This is a genomic window from Pseudomonas sp. EGD-AK9 (assembly GCF_000465935.2).
Taxonomy (GTDB): Bacteria; Pseudomonadota; Gammaproteobacteria; order Pseudomonadales; family Pseudomonadaceae; genus Aquipseudomonas.
Genome location: NZ_AVOF01000596.1, coordinates 1 through 17,017, shown reverse-complemented (window position 1 = coordinate 17,017; position 17,017 = coordinate 1). Strand labels below are relative to the sequence as shown.

The 17,017-nt window shown below is 65.8% G+C and carries 22 protein-coding genes and 1 pseudogene; 11 read left to right on the top strand and 12 right to left on the bottom strand.

Annotation, left to right across the window (positions count from 1 at the left end; translation table 11 throughout):
* Positions 1-647 (top strand): metallopeptidase TldD-related protein (locus tag N878_RS21440; RefSeq protein ID WP_021445583.1); only part of this gene is annotated, 647 nt, incomplete at its 5' end.
* A gap of 55 nt (positions 648-702) precedes the next feature.
* Here the strand turns inward: N878_RS21440 and N878_RS21435 are convergent.
* From N878_RS21435 to N878_RS21390, 10 genes are all read right to left on the bottom strand, one after another.
* Positions 703-975, bottom strand: a complete 273-nt coding sequence (locus N878_RS21435; RefSeq protein ID WP_021445582.1) for an HPr family phosphocarrier protein — start codon at positions 973-975, stop codon at positions 703-705.
* Positions 976-989: 14 nt separating this feature from the next.
* The gene (rapZ, locus tag N878_RS21430; RefSeq protein ID WP_021445581.1) at positions 990-1,847 is read right to left on the bottom strand and encodes an RNase adapter RapZ; all 858 of its coding nucleotides are present in this window, start codon (positions 1,845-1,847) and stop codon (positions 990-992) included.
* Between the two features lie 2 nt (positions 1,848-1,849).
* Positions 1,850-2,314: a PTS IIA-like nitrogen regulatory protein PtsN gene (ptsN, locus tag N878_RS21425; RefSeq protein ID WP_021445580.1), complete on the bottom strand. Its 465-nt coding sequence runs from the start codon at positions 2,312-2,314 to the stop codon at positions 1,850-1,852.
* Positions 2,315-2,326: 12 nt separating this feature from the next.
* Entirely contained in the window at positions 2,327-2,635 is a 309-nt protein-coding gene (gene raiA, locus N878_RS21420) for a ribosome-associated translation inhibitor RaiA (protein ID WP_003242873.1), read from the bottom strand.
* 99 nt (positions 2,636-2,734) lie between these two features.
* Positions 2,735-4,228, bottom strand: a complete 1,494-nt coding sequence (locus N878_RS21415) for an RNA polymerase factor sigma-54 (protein ID WP_031303665.1) — start codon at positions 4,226-4,228, stop codon at positions 2,735-2,737.
* A 136-nt stretch (positions 4,229-4,364) separates the two neighbouring features.
* Complete coding sequence (gene lptB / locus N878_RS21410; protein WP_021445578.1) at positions 4,365-5,090, bottom strand: LPS export ABC transporter ATP-binding protein; 726 nt, start codon at positions 5,088-5,090, stop codon at positions 4,365-4,367.
* Complete coding sequence (gene lptA / locus N878_RS21405; RefSeq protein ID WP_021445577.1) at positions 5,090-5,635, bottom strand: lipopolysaccharide transport periplasmic protein LptA; 546 nt, start codon at positions 5,633-5,635, stop codon at positions 5,090-5,092. The genes lptB and lptA overlap by 1 nt, the downstream gene beginning before the upstream one ends.
* A complete protein-coding gene (lptC, locus tag N878_RS21400; RefSeq protein WP_021445576.1) occupies positions 5,622-6,188 on the bottom strand; it encodes an LPS export ABC transporter periplasmic protein LptC in 567 nt (188 codons plus the stop codon). The genes lptA and lptC overlap by 14 nt, the downstream gene beginning before the upstream one ends.
* 8 nt (positions 6,189-6,196) lie before the next feature.
* Complete coding sequence (locus N878_RS21395; RefSeq protein ID WP_021445575.1) at positions 6,197-6,718, bottom strand: HAD family hydrolase; 522 nt, start codon at positions 6,716-6,718, stop codon at positions 6,197-6,199.
* Complete coding sequence (locus N878_RS21390) at positions 6,718-7,692, bottom strand: KpsF/GutQ family sugar-phosphate isomerase (RefSeq protein ID WP_021445574.1); 975 nt, start codon at positions 7,690-7,692, stop codon at positions 6,718-6,720. The genes N878_RS21395 and N878_RS21390 overlap by 1 nt, the downstream gene beginning before the upstream one ends.
* 244 nt (positions 7,693-7,936) lie before the next feature.
* Between N878_RS21390 and N878_RS21385 the strand changes: the two genes are divergently transcribed.
* The 10 genes from N878_RS21385 to hisC all read left to right on the top strand — a co-directional run bounded on the left by N878_RS21385 (position 7,937) and on the right by hisC (position 15,892).
* Positions 7,937-8,746, top strand: coding sequence for an ABC transporter ATP-binding protein (locus tag N878_RS21385; RefSeq protein ID WP_021445573.1), 810 nt, complete (start codon positions 7,937-7,939; stop codon positions 8,744-8,746).
* Positions 8,746-9,543 carry a lipid asymmetry maintenance ABC transporter permease subunit MlaE gene (gene mlaE, locus N878_RS21380; RefSeq protein ID WP_021445572.1) on the top strand — a complete coding sequence of 266 codons (798 nt, stop codon included), beginning with the start codon at positions 8,746-8,748 and terminating at the stop codon, positions 9,541-9,543. The genes N878_RS21385 and mlaE overlap by 1 nt, the downstream gene beginning before the upstream one ends.
* A complete protein-coding gene (mlaD, locus tag N878_RS21375) occupies positions 9,543-10,013 on the top strand; it encodes an outer membrane lipid asymmetry maintenance protein MlaD (protein WP_021445571.1) in 471 nt (156 codons plus the stop codon). Before mlaE ends, mlaD begins: the two co-directional genes overlap by 1 nt.
* 14 nt (positions 10,014-10,027) lie before the next feature.
* Complete coding sequence (locus N878_RS21370) at positions 10,028-10,660, top strand: phospholipid-binding protein MlaC (protein ID WP_021445570.1); 633 nt, start codon at positions 10,028-10,030, stop codon at positions 10,658-10,660.
* A complete protein-coding gene (locus tag N878_RS21365) occupies positions 10,657-10,980 on the top strand; it encodes a lipid asymmetry maintenance protein MlaB (RefSeq protein ID WP_021445569.1) in 324 nt (107 codons plus the stop codon). Before N878_RS21370 ends, N878_RS21365 begins: the two co-directional genes overlap by 4 nt.
* Before the next feature lie 146 nt (positions 10,981-11,126).
* Positions 11,127-11,366, top strand: a complete 240-nt coding sequence (locus tag N878_RS21360) for a BolA family protein (RefSeq protein ID WP_003459267.1) — start codon at positions 11,127-11,129, stop codon at positions 11,364-11,366.
* Between the two features lie 22 nt (positions 11,367-11,388).
* Complete coding sequence (gene murA, locus N878_RS21355; protein ID WP_021445568.1) at positions 11,389-12,654, top strand: UDP-N-acetylglucosamine 1-carboxyvinyltransferase; 1,266 nt, start codon at positions 11,389-11,391, stop codon at positions 12,652-12,654.
* 69 nt (positions 12,655-12,723) lie between these two features.
* The gene (gene hisG / locus N878_RS21350; RefSeq protein WP_021445567.1) at positions 12,724-13,359 is read left to right on the top strand and encodes an ATP phosphoribosyltransferase; all 636 of its coding nucleotides are present in this window, start codon (positions 12,724-12,726) and stop codon (positions 13,357-13,359) included.
* 103 nt (positions 13,360-13,462) lie between these two features.
* On the top strand, positions 13,463-14,773 hold the full coding sequence (hisD, locus tag N878_RS21345) for a histidinol dehydrogenase (RefSeq protein WP_021445566.1): 1,311 nt from the start codon (positions 13,463-13,465) through the stop codon (positions 14,771-14,773).
* Between the two features lie 66 nt (positions 14,774-14,839).
* Complete coding sequence (gene hisC / locus N878_RS21340) at positions 14,840-15,892, top strand: histidinol-phosphate transaminase (protein WP_021445565.1); 1,053 nt, start codon at positions 14,840-14,842, stop codon at positions 15,890-15,892.
* A gap of 121 nt (positions 15,893-16,013) precedes the next feature.
* Here the strand turns inward: hisC and N878_RS21335 are convergent, their stop codons facing one another.
* Together N878_RS21335 and N878_RS29155 are read right to left on the bottom strand one after the other, a co-directional pair.
* Positions 16,014-16,469, bottom strand: a complete 456-nt coding sequence (locus N878_RS21335) for a DUF2214 family protein (RefSeq protein WP_021445564.1) — start codon at positions 16,467-16,469, stop codon at positions 16,014-16,016.
* Between the two features lie 117 nt (positions 16,470-16,586).
* Positions 16,587-17,017, bottom strand: a pseudogene (locus N878_RS29155) (MATE family efflux transporter); the annotation flags it as partial.

Genomic DNA, 17,017 nt, shown 5'->3' with positions numbered 1-17,017 from the left:
CTCGCCCGGTGCCGACCTGCGAGGTGCCGGTGCTGTTCGCCGCCGAGCTGGCCGGCGGCCTGTTCGGCCACCTGCTGGCGGCGATCTCCGGCGGCAACCTGTACCGCCATTCCTCCTTCCTCGAAGGCGCGCTGGGCCAGCGCCTGTTCCCCGAATGGCTGAGTCTCGACGAGCGCCCGCACCTGCCGCGGGCGCTGGGCAGCGCCGCCTTCGACGGCGACGGCCTGGCCACCTACGCCAAGTCCTTCGTCGACAAGGGCGAGCTGGTGTCCTATGTGCTCGGCACCTATTCCGGACGCAAGCTGGGCTTGCCGAGCACGGCCAACTCCGGCGGCGTGCACAACCTGTTCGTCAGCCATGGCGACGAGGACCAGGTCGCTCTGCTCAAACGCATGGGCCGCGGCCTGCTGGTCACCGAGCTGATGGGCCAGGGCCTGAACCTGGTCACCGGCGACTATTCGCGCGGCGCCGCCGGTTTCTGGGTGGAAAACGGCGAGATCCAGTTCCCGGTGCAGGAGGTGACCATCGCCGGCAACCTGCGCGACATGTTCCGCCAGATCGTCGCGGTCGGTCGCGACCTGGAACGGCGCGGCAATATCTGCACCGGCTCGGTGCTGATCGAGAAGATGACCGTTGCCGGCAGTTGAGATGGGCCGAAACCACAAGGCCTCCCGCGGGTGGCCTTGTGGTTTTTTTGGGGGGTTACTCGCCTTCCTCGAAGTAGTTCTCGATCAGGCCGACCAGCGCGTCCAGCGCCTCGTGATCCTGCTCGCCCTCGGTGTGCAGGTGCACCGGGGTGCCCTTGCCGGCCGCCAGCATCATCACCGCCATGATGCTCTTGCCGTCCACCAGGCTGTCGCTGGAGCGGCCGATGCGCACCTGGCAGGGGTAGGTGCTGGCCACGCCGACGAACTTGGCGGCGGCGCGGGCGTGCAGGCCGAGCTTGTTGATGATGGTGATTTCACGGGCTGGCATCGCGGCGGAGTTCCTTAGCTGAGGTCGCGGTGACGCACCTGGACGTTCTTCAGCGGTTTTTTCAGCGCCTGGCTCAGGCGGTTGGCCAGGTATACCGAGCGATGATGACCGCCGGTGCAGCCGATGGCGATGGTGACATAGGCACGATTGCTGGCGGCGAAGCGCGGCAGCCATTTCTCCAGGTAGGCGAGAATGTCCTGGTACATTTCCTCGACCTCCGGTTGCGCCGCCAGGTAGTCGACCACCGGCTGCTGCAGCCCGGAGAAGTCGCGCAGTTCCGGCTTCCAGTAGGGGTTGGGCAGGCAGCGCGCGTCGAACACCAGGTCGGCGTCCACCGGCATGCCGCGCTTGAAACCGAAGGATTCGATCAGGAAGGCGGTGCCCGGCTCAGGCTGGCCCAGCAGGCGCAGCTTGAGGCTGTCGCGCAGCTGGTAGAGGTTGAGGTGGGTGGTGTCGATCTTCAGGTCGGCCAGGTCGACGATGGGCGCCAGCACCTGGCTCTCGTCGGCGATGGCCTCGGCCAGCGAGCGATTCTCGTCGGTCAGCGGATGGCGCCTGCGGGTTTCCGAGAAGCGCTTGAGCAGGGTCTCGTCTTCGGCGTCGAGGTAGAGGATGTCGCAGCGGATGTTGCGCTGGCGCACCTGTTCGAGCAGTTCCGGGAAGCGCTTGAGGTGGCTCTGCAGGTTGCGCGCGTCGATCGACACCGCCACCTGCGGCAGCAGCATCTCGGTGTTGAGCAGGGCGCGTTCGGCCAGATCCGGCAGCAGGCCGGCGGGCAGATTGTCGATGCAGTAGAAGCCGTTGTCCTCAAGTACATCGAGGGCGGTGCTCTTGCCCGAGCCGGAGCGACCGCTGACGATGATCAGGCGCATGCTTATTGACCGTTCTGGATGTCCACGACCACCTGGTACAGATCCGCGCTGGCCGGGGCCTGGCGCAGACGTTCGCGGACGTCCTGGCGGTCGAGCATGCTGGCGATCTGGCGCAGCAGTTCGAGGTGGGCGTCGGTGGCCGCTTCCGGCACCAGCAGGACGAACAGCAGGTCGACCGGGGCGCCGTCGATGGCGTCGAAGTCCACCGCGGTGTCCAGGCGCAGCACCGCGCTGATCGGCGCGCTGCAGCCGGCCAGGCGACAGTGGGGAATGGCGATGCCGTTGCCGAAGCCAGTGGAGCCGAGCTTCTCGCGGGCGATTAGGCTTTCGAAGATGTCCTGGGCATCCAGGTCGGGCAGGTCGCGTGCCACCAGGTTGGCGATCTGTTCGAGCACGCGTTTCTTACTGCCGCCCGGCACGTTCACCAGGGAACGGCCGGGGGTCAGGATGTTTTCAAGTCGGATCATGGATGGGGAATGTCAGCGGGCCGTGGCGCCTTGCAGGCGTTCGAGCTGCTTTTCCTTGTGCTTGATGAGTTGACGGTCGAGTTTGTCGGCCAACAGGTCGATGGCGGCGTACATGTCTTGGTGTTCGGCGTTGGCGACGACCTCGCCGCCGGCGACGTGCAGGGTAGCTTCGATCTTCTGCTTGAGCTTCTCGACCTCCATGGTCACCTGAACGTTGGTGATCTTGTCGAAGTGGCGTTCCAATCGGCCGAGTTTCTCGCCGATATAGTCACGCAGGGCGTCGGTCACATCCAGCTGGTGTCCACTGATGTTGACTTGCATACCGCTTTCTCCTTGTTGCCTTGTGTAAGAGGCGGGTCCTATGCGACCCGCCGCCGGAACACTTTGGCTTGGAAGCGAGAGGCTTCCAATCGATCTGGCCTACATCAGTCGCTTGCGCTCGCTGGAGGGCGCTATGCCGAGGGATTCGCGGTACTTGGCGACTGTCCGACGGGCGACTTGGATGCCTTGTGCCTCCAGTAAACCAGCGATCTTGCTGTCGCTCAACGGCTTTTTCGCGTTTTCTGCGGCAACCAGTTTTTTGATGATGGCGCGGATCGCGGTGGACGAGCATTCGCCCCCCTCGGCGGTGCTGACGTGGCTGGAGAAGAAGTATTTCAGCTCGTAAATGCCGCGCGGGGTGTGCATGAATTTCTGCGTGGTGACCCGCGAGATGGTCGACTCGTGCATGCCCACCGCCTCGGCGATGTCGTGCAGCACCAGGGGCTTCATCGCCTCGTCGCCGTAGTCGAGGAAGCCGCGCTGGTGCTCGACGATCTGCGTGGCGACCTTCATCAGCGTCTCGTTGCGGCTCTGCAGGCTCTTGATGAACCAGCGCGCTTCCTGCAGCTGGTTGCGCATGAAGGTGTTGTCGGCGCTGGAGTCGGCGCGTTTGACGAAGCCGGCGTACTGCGGGTTGACCCGCAGGCGCGGCATGGCCTCCTGGTTCAGCTCCACCAGCCAGCGGTCGTTGTGCTTGCGCACGATAACGTCGGGCACCACGTACTCCGGCTCGCTGGACTCGATCTGCGAACCCGGGCGCGGGTTGAGGCGCTGGATCAGGTCGATGACCTGCTTGAGTTCGTCTTCCTTGAGCTTGCTGCGGCGCATCAGCTGGGCGTAGTCGCGGCTGCCGAGCAGCTCCAGGTAGTCGCCGACCACGCGCTGGGTCTCGCTCAGCCAGGGCGTGCCGGCGGGCAGCTGGCGCAGTTGCAGCAGCAGGCATTCGCGCAGGTCGCGGGCGCCGATGCCGGCCGGCTCGAACTGCTGGATGCGGTGCAGCACCACTTCCACCTCGTCCAGCTCGACGTCCAGCTCGGGGTCGAAGGATTCGGCGACTTCCTCGAGGCTTTCTTCCAGGTAGCCGTCGTTGTTGATGCAGTCGATCAGGGTGGCAGCGATCAGTCGATCCTTGTCCGACATCGGCGCCAGATTCAGTTGCCAGAGCAGATGACTGTGCAGACTTTCACCATTGGAGGTGCGGGTGGTGAAGTCCCACTCGTCGTCGTCGTTGCTCGGCAGGCTGCTGGCGCTGGTCTGGTAGACGTCTTCCCAGGCGGTATCGACCGGCAGCTCGTTGGGGATGCGTTCGCCCCATTCGCCGTCTTCCAGGTTGTCGACCGTGGGGGTCGTTTCCTGGTAGCTGTCTTCCTTGCTCGGAGTGGGCGCGGCGCTTTCCGCGCCGTCGGCCATGGGGTCGCTGTTGTCGAAGTCGTCGCCGTCTTCCTGGCGCTCGAGCATGGGGTTGGACTCCAGTGCCTCCTGGATTTCCTGTTGCAGGTCCAGGGTCGACAGTTGGAGGAGGCGGATAGCCTGTTGCAGCTGCGGGGTCATCGTCAGCTGCTGGCCCATCTTGAGGACTAGCGATGGTTTCATTGCAGACCTTAATTCACCGGCGGGTTACGCCTTCCACTACAGGGCGCCGCGGCGCCACCAGGAAGCAAATTATATGCCTGAACTTCTCGGCTTTGCCTAGGGCTTGCCATATTTCTGTAGTGAAATAGCGGGCGAGCTACAGGCGGAATTCGTGGCCCAGGTACACCTCTTTCACCGTCTGGTTGGCGAGGATGGTCTCGGCGTCGCCCTCGGCGATCAGCTGGCCATCGTTGACGATGTAGGCGGTTTCGCAGATGTCCAGGGTCTCGCGTACGTTGTGATCGGTGATCAGGATGCCGATACCCTTGGTCTTGAGGTGATGGATGATCTGCTTGATGTCGCCCACCGAGATCGGGTCGACGCCGGCGAAGGGCTCGTCGAGCAGGATGAACTTGGGGTTGGTGGCCAGGGCGCGGGCGATTTCCACGCGGCGGCGCTCGCCGCCGGACAGGCTCATGCCGAGGCTGTCGGCGATGTGGTGGATGTGGAATTCCTGCAGCAGGTTTTCCAGCTCCGCCTGGCGGCCGGCGCGGTCCAGGTCCTTGCGCGTCTCGAGGATGGCCATGATGTTGTCGGCCACCGACAGCTTGCGGAAGATCGAGGCTTCCTGCGGCAGGTAGCCGATTCCGGCGCGGGCGCGGCCGTGCATGGGCTGGTGGCTGACATCGAGGTCGTCGATGCGCACGCGGCCCTGATCGGCGCGCACCAGGCCGACGATCATGTAGAAGCAGGTGGTCTTGCCGGCGCCGTTGGGGCCGAGCAGGCCGACGATCTGCCCGCTCTCGATGCTCAGGCTGACGTCGCGGACGACCTGGCGGCCCTTGTAGCTCTTGGCCAGGTGTTGGGCTTTGAGAATGGCCATTACTGCTGTGCCTGCTGGTCCGCGGGTTTGTTCTTCGGCTGGATGATCATGTCGATACGCGGGCGCGGTACGCTGACGTTGGTGCCCGTGGCACGGCCGGCGTTGACGATCTGGCGCAGGGTGTCGTAGACGATCTTCTCGCCCTCGAAGGTGTTGCCTTCCTGGATCACCTTGGCCTGGTCGATCAGCACGATGCGTTCGTTGCTGGCGAAATACTGGATGGTAAGGCCGTAGGCCTTGACGATTTCCTTGTCCGCCGCCGGCTTCTGCTCGTAGTAGGCCGGGGTGCCCACCGAGGTGAACACGTCGATGTCGCCGCTGGCGGTCTGGGTGATGGTCACGGTGTCGCCGGTGATCTTCAGGGTGCCCTGGGTGATGATCACGGAGCCGCGGTAGACCGCCACGCCCTGCTTGTCGTCCAGCTCGGCGCTGTCGGCCTGGATGCGGATCGGCTGCTCGCGGTCGGACGGCAGGGCCCAGGCCGCCGCGCTTCCCAATGCGGCGCCGAGGCTGAGAATCAGGGGGAGGGTGTTAACGAACCTCATGCTGGCCTCTTACGTTGGACTGCAGGAGCATCCTGCCGTCGTTCAAGTACGCTTTCATTCCTTGTGCCGTGGTCACCCCGTTGGCCGCGACGATTCTAACGGCTTGCTCGGTCTGCGCATATTCCTTGTCAGGAATCACGGTCATGCGGCTGCTGGTGATGATGGTCGGGCGGTCCTTGGCGTCGGTGCGGGCGATGCGCACGTCGTCGATCAGTTCCACCTCGACGCCGCCGGGGGAGACCTCGGCGCGCTGGCTGGTGACCTTCCACGGCAGTTCGCTGCCGCGGTACAGGTCGAGCTTGGGCATGCTGACCAGGGTGATGTCGCTGGCCTTGACGTGTTCGAGCTTGTCCGCGGTCATGCGGTAGTGCAGCTTGCCGTCGTCCTGGAACTGCACGGTGCGCGCGCCGACCACGTAGAAGTCCACGGCGTTGTCGCTGTCTGCCGGCTGGGCCTGGCGGTCGCCGTCGGGGGCGATGTTCCAGTAGCCGAGCGCCGCGACCAGGGAGGCGATCAGGGCGAAGATCAGGTAGTTGAGGGCTTTACGCTGCATGCTGTGCTCTACAGGTAGGCGGCTTGGGCCGCATCCAGCGTGCCCTGGGCACGCATGATCAGTTCGCAGAATTCCCGCGCCGCGCCGTCGCCGCCGCGCGCCTGGGTCACACCATGGGCATGCTCACGGACGAAGGCGTCGGCGCTGGCCACGGCCATGCCCAATCCGACCCGGCGAATCACCGGAAGATCCGGCAGGTCGTCGCCCAGGTAGGCGACCTGCTCGTAGCTTAGGCCCAGTTCGGCGAGCAGGCCGTCGAGCACCACGAGTTTGTCCTCGCGGCCCTGGAACAGGTGCTGGATGCCGAGATTGTTGGCGCGGCGCTCGACCACCGGGGTCTTGCGCCCGCTGATGATCGCGGTGCGCACGCCGGAGGCGATCAGCAGTTTGATGCCGTGGCCGTCCAGGGTGTTGAAGGTCTTGAACTCGCTGCCGTCCTCGAGGAAGTACAGGCGGCCATCGGTGAGCACGCCGTCGACGTCGAAGATCGCCAGCTTGATCGCGCGGGCGCGGCGCAACAGGTCGTTCATCACATCACCCCCGCGCGCAGCAGGTCGTGCATGTTCAGCGCGCCGACCGGTTGGTCCTGCTCGTCGACCACCACCAGGGCGTTGATCTTGTGGTCTTCCATGATCTTCAGCGCCTCGGCGGCGAGCATTTCGGCGCGGGCGGTCTTGCCGTGCGGGGTCATCACCTCGTCGATCAGCGCCTGGCGCACGTCGATGCCCTTGTCCAGGGTGCGGCGCAGGTCGCCGTCGGTGAAGATGCCGGCCAGGCGGCCGTCGTCTTCCAGCACCACGGTCATGCCCAGGCCCTTCTGGGTCATTTCCAGCAGGGCGTCGCGCAGGCTGGTGCCGCGGTTCACCCGCGGCAGGGCCTCGCCCGCGTGCATGACGTTTTCCACCTTGAGCAGCAGGCGCCGGCCGAGGGCGCCGCCGGGATGGGAGAAGGCGAAGTCTTCGGCGGTGAAGCCGCGCGCTTCCAGCAGGGCGATGGCCAGGGCGTCGCCGAGCACCAGGCTGGCGGTGGTGGACGAAGTCGGCGCCAGGTTCAGCGGGCAGGCCTCCTGGGTGACGCGGGCGTCGAGATTGACTTCGGCGGCCTTGGCCAGCGGCGAGTCCGGGTTGCCGGTCATGCTGATAAGGCGAATGCCGAGGCGCTTGATCAAGGGCAGCAGGGTGACGATCTCGGCGGTGGAGCCAGAGTTGGACAGGGCCAGAACGATGTCGTCGCGGGTGATCATGCCCATGTCGCCGTGGCTGGCCTCGGCCGGGTGGACGAAGAACGCCGTGGTGCCGGTGCTGGCCAGGGTGGCGGCGATCTTGTTGCCGATATGCCCGGACTTGCCCATGCCGACCACTACCACGCGGCCCTGGCAGGCCAGGATCAGCTCGCAGGCCTTGACGAAATTGGCGTCGATGCGGGGCAGCAGTTCTTGCACCGCCTCGATTTCGAGGCGAATGGTGCGTTGCGCGGAATCTATCAGGTCGCGGGTCTGGTTCATGCTCGGCGAGGCTGTCGGACGAAAAAGACGGGGATTATAGCGGGAAAGGGCGCCGCGCTCACCTGTCCTGATCGCCTGGCGAACGCCAATGCTGTCGCAAGTCTGAACGCCGGACGGCGCCGCTCTTGGGCGGCATCGGCGGCAAATGCTATAGTCCGCGGCCATTTCGGCTCGTCTTGCAGGCGCGTGTCCCCGCTTCGGGAGGCGGCGTCTGCCAGGAAGGCTTGATTTTCAAGGAGTTCAGATGAGCGCCGAGCACGATTACGCGATCGAGTTGCAGGGCGTCAGTTTTCAGCGCGGTTCGCGGGATATCTTCGACAATGTTGACATCCGCATTCCGCGCGGCAAGGTTACCGGCATCATGGGGCCGTCCGGTTGCGGCAAGACCACCTTGCTGCGCCTGATCGCCGCCGAGCTGCGGCCGTCCGCCGGCGATGTGCTGGTCAACGGCGTCAGCCTGCCAAAGCTGTCGCGCGACGAGCTGTTCGACATGCGCAAGCAGATGGGCGTGCTGTTTCAGAGCGGTGCCCTGTTCACCGACCTCGACGTGTTCGAGAACGTGGCCTTCCCGCTGCGCGTGCACACCCAGCTGCCGGACGAGATGATCCGCGACATCGTGCTGATGAAGCTGCAGGCGGTCGGCCTGCGCGGCGCCATCGAGCTGATGCCGGACGAGCTGTCCGGCGGTATGAAAAGGCGCGTGGCGTTGGCCCGAGCAATTGCCCTGGACCCGCAGATCCTGCTGTACGACGAGCCGTTCGTCGGCCAGGACCCCATCGCCATGGGCGTGCTGGTGCGCCTGATCCGTCTGCTCAACGACGCCCTGGGCATCACCAGCGTGGTGGTGTCGCACGACCTGGCGGAAACTGCGAGCATTGCCGACTACATCTATGTGGTCGGTGATGCCCAGGTACTCGGCCAGGGCACGCCGGCCGAGCTGATGGAGTCGGATAACCCGCGCATCCGCCAGTTCATGAAGGGCATTCCGGATGGCCCGGTGCCGTTCCATTTCCCGGCGCCGGATTATCGCGACGATCTGTTGGGGAAAAACTGATGCGTAGAATTGCTCCGCTCGAACGGCTGCGCCTGTTCGGTCGTGCGGGTATCGATGTGGTGGCGACCCTGGGGCGCTCGGTGCTGTTTCTGCTGCACGCGTTGCTCGGCCGCAACGTCGCCGGCAAGCCGTTTCAGCTGCTGCTCAAGCAGCTGTTCGCCGTCGGCGTGATGTCGCTGGCGATCATCGTCGTCTCCGGCGTGTTCATCGGCATGGTGCTGGCCCTGCAGGGTTACAACATCCTGGTCGACTACGGTTCCGAGCAGGCGGTGGGGCAGATGGTCGCCCTGACCCTGTTGCGCGAGCTCGGCCCGGTGGTCACCGCGCTGCTGTTCGCCGGGCGCGCCGGCTCGGCGCTGACCGCCGAGATCGGCAACATGAAGTCCACCGAGCAGCTGTCGAGCCTGGAGATGATCGGCGTCGATCCGCTCAAGTACATCATCGCGCCGCGCCTGTGGGCCGGCTTCATCTCCATGCCGCTGCTGGCGATGATCTTCAGCGTGGTCGGCATCTGGGGCGGGGCGATGGTCGCCATCGACTGGCTGGGGGTGTACGAAGGCTCGTTCTGGGCCAACATGCAGAACAGCGTTTCTTTTCATGACGACGTGCTCAACGGCGTGATCAAGAGCATCGTCTTCGCCTTCGTGGTCACCTGGATCGCCGTGTTCCAGGGCTACGACTGCGAACCCACGTCCGAAGGCATCAGCCGCGCCACCACGCGCACCGTGGTGTACGCCTCGCTGGCCGTGCTCGGCCTGGATTTCATTCTGACCGCTTTGATGTTTGGAGATTTCTGATGCAAAACCGCACGCTGGAGATTGGTGTCGGCCTGTTCCTCATGGCCGGTCTGCTGGCCCTGCTGCTGCTGGCCCTGCGCGTCAGCGGCCTGAGCGTCGGCAGCGCGGCCGATACCTACAGGGTCTACGCCTATTTCGACAACATCGCCGGGCTCACCGTGCGCGCCAAGGTGACCATGGCCGGGGTGACCATCGGCAAGGTCACCGCCATCGACCTGGATCGCGACAATTACTTGGGCCGCGTGACCATGGAGCTGGAAGGCCGGGTGGACAACCTGCCGGAGGACTCCACCGCGTCGATCCTCACCGCCGGCCTGCTCGGCGAGAAATACATCGGCATCAGCGTCGGCGGCGAGGAGGCGGTGCTGAAAGACGGCGGCACCATCCACGACACCCAGTCGGCGCTGGTGCTGGAAGACCTGATTGGCAAATTCCTGCTCAATTCGGTCAATAAAGACGAAGCCAATTGATGAGGGGCCGATCCATGCTCAAGACCTTGCGTAATTCCCTGCTTGCGCTGCTCGCCGCCATGCCGCTGCTGGCACTGGCCGCGCCCAGCGCCCACGAGGTGGTGCAGCAGACCACCGACACCCTGCTGGCCGATCTCAAGGCCAACAAGGAGCAGTACCGCAGCGATCCGGCGGCCTTCTACCAGGCACTCAACGATATCCTCGGCCCGGTGGTGGACGTCGACGGCATCTCCCGCGGGGTGATGACCGTGCGCTACTCGCGCCAGGCCTCGCCCGAGCAGATGGCGCGCTTCCAGGAGAGCTTCAAGCGCAGCCTGATGCAGTTCTATGGCAACGCCCTGCTCGAATACAACAACCAGGACATCCGCGTGCTGCCGGTGGCCGGCCAGCAGGACCCGCAGCGCGCCGCGGTGAACATGGAGATCAAGGACGGCAAGGGCGTGGTCTATCCGCTGTCCTACACCATGGTGGCGCAGGACGGCACCTGGAAGCTGCGCAACGTGATCATCAACGGCATCAACGTCGGCAAGCTGTTCCGCGACCAGTTCGCCCAGTCCATGCAGAACAACCGCAACGATCTGGACAAGGTCATCGACACCTGGGCCGATACCGTGGCCAAGGCGCGCGAAGCCAAGGGTGAGTCGTGAGTCAGGCGAGCATCGATGAGCGCGCACCGGGCCAGCTGCAGCTGGCCGGCGTGCTCGACTATTCCACCGGTCCCGCCCTGCGCGAGCGGGGCGCGCGGCTGATCGCCGCCAGCAGCGCGGCGCAGTTGCTGGTTGACTGCGCCACGGTGGAGAAATCCAGCAGCGTCGGCCTGGCCCTGCTGCTGGCCTTCCTGCGCGACGCCCGGGCAGCGGGCAAGACGCTGGCCATCGGCGGCCTGCCCGCGGACATGCGCGAGATCGCCCAGGTCTGCGGCCTGCTGGAGCTGTTGCCGCTGCAGGACGCGGGCAGCGCCGGCTGACGGCGCAGCGAGGGGCGCAAGCGCCGAATGGCGCACAAACCCTCCGTCAGCGCTGCCTCATGCGGGGTTCGCAGGCGGGGGGCTTTTTTGTATGATGGCCGACCCGCGGGCGCAGGTAGCCCGATATGCGTCAATCGAGGTCGAGCATGCAGGCTGCAGAAGTGAAAAGCCTCCTAGAGGAAAAACTCCCGAATACCCAGGTGGAAGTCGAAGGCGAAGGCTGCAACTTCCAGCTCAACCTGATCAGCGACGAACTGGCCGCTCTCAGCCCGGTCAAACGCCAGCAGCAGATCTATGCCCATCTCAATGCCTGGATCGCCGATGGCAGCATCCACGCCGTGACCATGAAATTCTTCAGCCAGGCCGATTGGGCCGCGCGTTCCTGAGCCTGCGGGCGACGAGACTCCTATGGACAAACTGATCATTACCGGCGGCGCTCGCCTCGATGGCGAAATCCGCATTTCCGGGGCGAAGAACTCCGCCCTGCCGATCCTCGCGGCGACCCTGCTGGGTGACGCCCCGGTGACCATCTGCAACCTGCCGCACCTGCACGACATCACCACCATGATCGAGCTGTTCGGCCGCATGGGCATCGAGCCGGTGATCGACGAGAAGCTGTCGGTGGAAGTCGACGCGCGGTCGATCAAGACCCTGGTCGCGCCCTACGAGCTGGTCAAGACCATGCGTGCCTCGATCCTGGTGCTCGGCCCCATGGTGGCCCGCTTCGGCGAGGCCGAGGTGGCCCTGCCCGGCGGCTGCGCCATCGGTTCGCGCCCGGTCGACCTGCACATCCGCGGCCTCGAGGCCATGGGCGCGCAGATCGACGTGGAAGGCGGCTACATCAAGGCCAAGGCGCCGGAAGGCGGCCTGCGCGGCGCGCACTTCTTCTTCGACGTGGTCAGCGTTACCGGCACCGAGAACATCATGATGGCAGCGACCCTGGCCAAGGGCCGCAGCGTGCTGGAAAACGCCGCGCGCGAGCCGGAAGTGGTCGACCTGGCCAACTGCCTGAACGCCATGGGCGCCAAGATCCAGGGCGCCGGCACCGACACCATCATCATCGACGGCGTCGAGCGTCTGCACGGCGCGCGCTTCAGCGTGATGCCCGACCGCATCGAGACCGGCACCTACCTGGTGGCCGCGGCCATCACCGGCGGCCGGGTCAAGGTCAAGGACGCCGACCCCTCGACGCTGGAGGCCGTGCTGGCCAAGCTGCAGGAAGCCGGCGCCGAGATCAGCACCGGTCCGGACTGGATCGAGCTGGACATGAAGGGCAAGCGACCCAAGGCGGTCAACCTGCGCACCGCGCCCTATCCGGCCTTCCCCACCGACATGCAGGCGCAGTTCATCGCCCTCAACGCGGTGGCCGAGGGGACCGGCACGGTGATCGAAACGGTGTTCGAGAACCGCTTTATGCACGTCTACGAGATGCTGCGCATGGGCGCCAATATCCTGGTCGAAGGCAACACCGCCATCGTCACCGGGGTAGAGCAGCTCAAGGGGGCGCCGGTCATGGCCACCGACCTGCGTGCCTCGGCCAGCCTGGTGCTGGCGGCGCTGATGGCCGAGGGCGATACCCTGATCGACCGCATCTACCACATCGACCGTGGCTACGAGTGCATCGAAGAGAAACTGCAGCTGCTCGGCGCCAAAATTCGCCGCGTACCGGGCTAAGCGCTCGCGTCCACTGCCGTATGGCCGCTCCTTGTCGGAGTGGCCGTTGCCGTTCAAGGAAACCGCTCCATGCTGACCATCGCCCTGTCCAAAGGCCGCATCCTCGACGACACCCTGCCGCTGCTGGCGGCCGCGGGCATCGAGCCGACCGAGAACCCGGACAAGAGCCGCAAGCTGATCATCCCCACCACTCAGGATGACGTGCGCCTACTGATCGTACGCGCCACCGACGTGCCGACCTACGTCGAGCATGGCGCCGCGGATCTCGGCGTGGCCGGCAAGGACGTGCTGATGGAATACGGCGGCCAGGGCCTGTACGAGCCGCTGGACCTGCAGATCGCCCAGTGCAAGCTGATGACCGCGGGCAAGGTCGGCGCGCCGGAGCCCAAGGGCCGCCTGCGCGTGGCCACCAAGTTCGTCAACGTCGCCAAGCGCTACTACGCCGAGCAGGGCCGTCAGGTCGACATCATCAAGCTGTACGGCTCGATGGAGCTGGCACCGCTGGTGGGCCTGGCCGACAAGATCATCGACGTGGTCGACACCGGCAACACCCTGCGCGCCAACGGTCTGGAGCCGCAGGAGCTGATCGCCACCATCAGCTCGCGCCTGATCGTCAACAAGGCCTCGATGAAGATGCAGCACGCCCGTATCCAGGCGCTGATCGAGACCCTGCGCGGCGCCGTCGAGGCGCGACATACCAGCTGACATCCCTCAGCCTATCCGTGTCATAGCCAAATTCTCAGGTGCCCGCACGGTGGGCTTGCTACTCTAGCGGCGCCTGAGATTTGCCATTACACGAGGCTTTGCCATGACCGCTCCCATTGCTGTTCGCCGACTCAACGCCGCTGACCAGGACTTCGCCCGACACCTGGATCATCTGCTGAGCTGGGAGAGTGTGTCCGACGATGGCGTCAACCAGCGCGTGCTGGAGATCATCCAGGCCGTGCGCGAGCGGGGCGATGCTGCGCTGGTCGAATACACCCAGCGTTTCGATGGCCTGGAGGTCGCCAGCATGGCCGACCTGATCCTGCCGCGCGAGCGCCTGGAACTGGCCCTCGAACGTATTTCCCCCGCGCAGCGCCAGGCGCTGGAAGTCGCGGCCGAGCGCGTGCGCAGCTACCACGAGCGGCAGAAACAGGATTCCTGGCGCTACAGCGAGGCCGACGGCACCGTGCTGGGGCAGAAGGTCACCCCGCTGGATCGCGCCGGCCTGTACGTGCCGGGTGGCAAGGCCTCCTATCCGTCCTCGGTGCTGATGAATGCGATTCCGGCCAAGGTCGCCGGCGTGCCCGAGGTGGTGATGGTGGTGCCGACCCCGCGCGGCGAGATCAACGAGATCGTCCTGGCCGCGGCCGCCATCGCCGGCGTCGACCGCGTGTTCACCATCGGTGGGGCCCAGGCCGTGGCGGCGCTGGCCTATGGCACCGAGAGCGTGCCGCCGGTGGACAAGATCGTCGGCCCGGGCAACATCTACGTGGCCACCGCCAAGCGCCACGTGTTCGGCAAGGTCGGCATCGACATGATCGCCGGGCCGTCGGAGATCCTCGTGGTCTGTGATGGCCAGACCGATCCGGACTGGATCGCCATGGACCTGTTCTCCCAGGCCGAGCACGACGAGGACGCCCAGTCGATCCTGGTCAGTCCCGATGCCGCCTTCCTCGACCGCGTCGCCGAGAGCATCGAGAGGCTCTTGCCGAGCATGGAGCGCGCCGAAATCATCCGCACCTCGCTGGAAGGCCGTGGCGCGCTGATCCAGGTGACCGACATGGCCCAGGCCATCGAGGTGGCCAACCGCATCGCCCCCGAGCACCTGGAGCTGTCGGTGGCCGACCCGGAGGCCTGGCTGCCGCAGATTCGTCATGCCGGCGCGATCTTCATGGGGCGCTATACCGCCGAGGCGCTGGGCGATTACGTCGCCGGCCCCAACCACGTGCTGCCGACCTCCGGTACCGCGCGCTTCTCCTCGCCGCTGGGGGTGTACGACTTCCAGAAGCGCTCGTCGATCATCTTCTGCTCGCCGGACGGCGCCTCGGAGCTGGGCAAGAGCGCCTCGGTGCTGGCCCGCGGCGAGTCGCTGACCGCCCATGCGCGCAGCGCCGAGTACCGGATCAAAGGCTGAATGTAGGATGGGTTGAGCGCAGCGATACCCATCAAAAACACAACGAATTCGAGGAGAGAAGGGCAGATGAGCAAGTTCTGGAGCCCCTTCGTCAAGGACCTGGTGCCCTACGTGCCGGGCGAGCAGCCCAAGCTGAGCAAGCTGGTCAAGCTCAACACCAACGAAAACCCCTACGGCCCGTCGCCCAAGGCCATCGCCGCGATGCAGGCCGAGCTGAACGACAACCTGCGCCTGTACCCGGACCCCAACGGCGAACGCCTGAAGCAGGCGGTCGCCGACTACTACGGCGTGAGCACCGCCCAGGTGTTCGTCGGCAACGGCTCCGACGAGGTGCTGGCGCACGCCTTCCACGGTCTGTTCCAGCACGGCAAGCCGCTGCTGTTCCCGGACGTCACCTACAGCTTCTACCCGGTCTACTGTGGCCTGTACGGCATCGAGTTCGAGGCTTTGCCGCTCGACGATGACTTCCAGATCCGCATCGAGGATTACGCCCGGCCCAATGCCGGCATCATCTTCCCCAACCCGAATGCGCCGACCGGCTGCCTGCTGGCGCTCGACGCCATCGAGCGGCTGCTGCAGGCCAATCCGGATTCGGTGGTGCTGGTGGACGAGGCCTACATCGACTTCGGCGGCCAGACGGCCATCGCCCTGGTCGACCGCTACCCCAACCTGCTGGTGACCCAGACCCTGTCCAAGTCGCGCTCGCTGGCCGGGCTGCGCGTGGGCATCGCGGTCGGCCACCCGGACCTGATCGAAGCGCTGGAGCGGATCAAGAACAGCTTCAACTCCTACCCGCTCGATCGCATGGCCATCGCTGGCGCGGCGGCGGCGTTCGAGGATCGTGCCTACTTCGAGCAGACCTGCCAGCAGGTGATCGCCAGCCGCGAGGCGGTGGTCGCCGGGCTGCAGGGCCTGGGTTTCGAGGTGCTGCCGTCGGCCGCCAACTTCGTCTTCGCCCGCCACCCGGACAAGGACGCCGCCACCCTGGCCGCCGGCCTGCGCGAGCAGGGCGTGATAGTGCGTCACTTCAAGCAGCAGCGCATCGCCCAGTTCCTGCGCATCAGCATCGGTGCGCCGGAGCAGAACCAGGCGCTGCTCGACGCCCTGCAGGGGCTGTAAGCGCCGCCGGAGGCAATGCGGGAACGCCGCGCTCGGCCCCGGATTGCATCCGGGCCAGGATTCTGTGCGGCAGGTGAAACCCCGCCGCCGGCCAGGGTGGCGGCACCCGGCCGCCGGTTCGCTAGCCGATCACTCCATAACCCCGCGCTAGCAGCGCCGCCAGTAGCGGCAGCAGCAACAGCAGCAGCAACTCCAGGCGAATGCACCAGGTCACCAGGACGACCTGCCGGGCGCTGGGTTCCGGCACCCGGCCGGTCTTGAGCGCCGGGCGCCAGTTGAGGAAGACCACGGTGGGCAGGATCGACAGCAGGCCGACCAGAATGAACAGCCCCACCTTGGCGTGGAACAGGCTGTTGTGCAGGTAGTAGGCCCAGCCCTTGCCGTACCACAGCACCCGCGCGAGGCCGGTGAGCAGCACCAGGCCGGCGCAGATACCGTAGGCCAGGTCGGTGAGCATCAGGCTGCGCGCGCGGCGCATATCCAGCGGCGCCTTGAACAGCACGTGCTCGACGCTGAGCAGGGCGAACAGGGCGAAGATCGCCAGAAAGTGCAGATAGGCGACGAGTGCGGCGGCCATCGAGTGCTCCTTGCGGGTTATTGATCGGTTGCGGCGAGTTCGCCACGCTTGGCCCGGTACAGCGCCTGGTCGGTGCGCTGCAGGGCCTGTTGGCGCTGGGCTTCGTTGTGTGGCAGCTCAGCGCTGAGCAGGGGCGGTCTCTCCTGCTGGCGGTGGGGCGAACCAGCGGTCGCGACGACTCAAGTGCCAAGCATAGCCAGCCAGCACCAGGCTTCGCAGCCCCATGAAGGCGAGAAAGGCCAGCCACAGGCCGTGGTTGCCCAGCGCCTGCAGCGCCCAGCCCAGCGGCAGGGCCAGCGCCAGGGCGATCAGCATGGCGTCGCGCATCTCCCGCGCCCGGGTGGCGCCGATAAACAGGCCGTCGAGCAGGTAGCTCCACACCGCCAGCAACGGCAGCAGCGCCAGGTAGGGCAGGTACTGCAGTGCGGTGTCGCGCACCGCGGCGATATCGGTCTGCAGGCCGATGAACCAGTGTCCGCCGAACAGGAAGAACAGGGCGAAGCCGAGGCTGGCCAGCAGCGACCAGGCCCCGGCCACCAGCAGCGAGC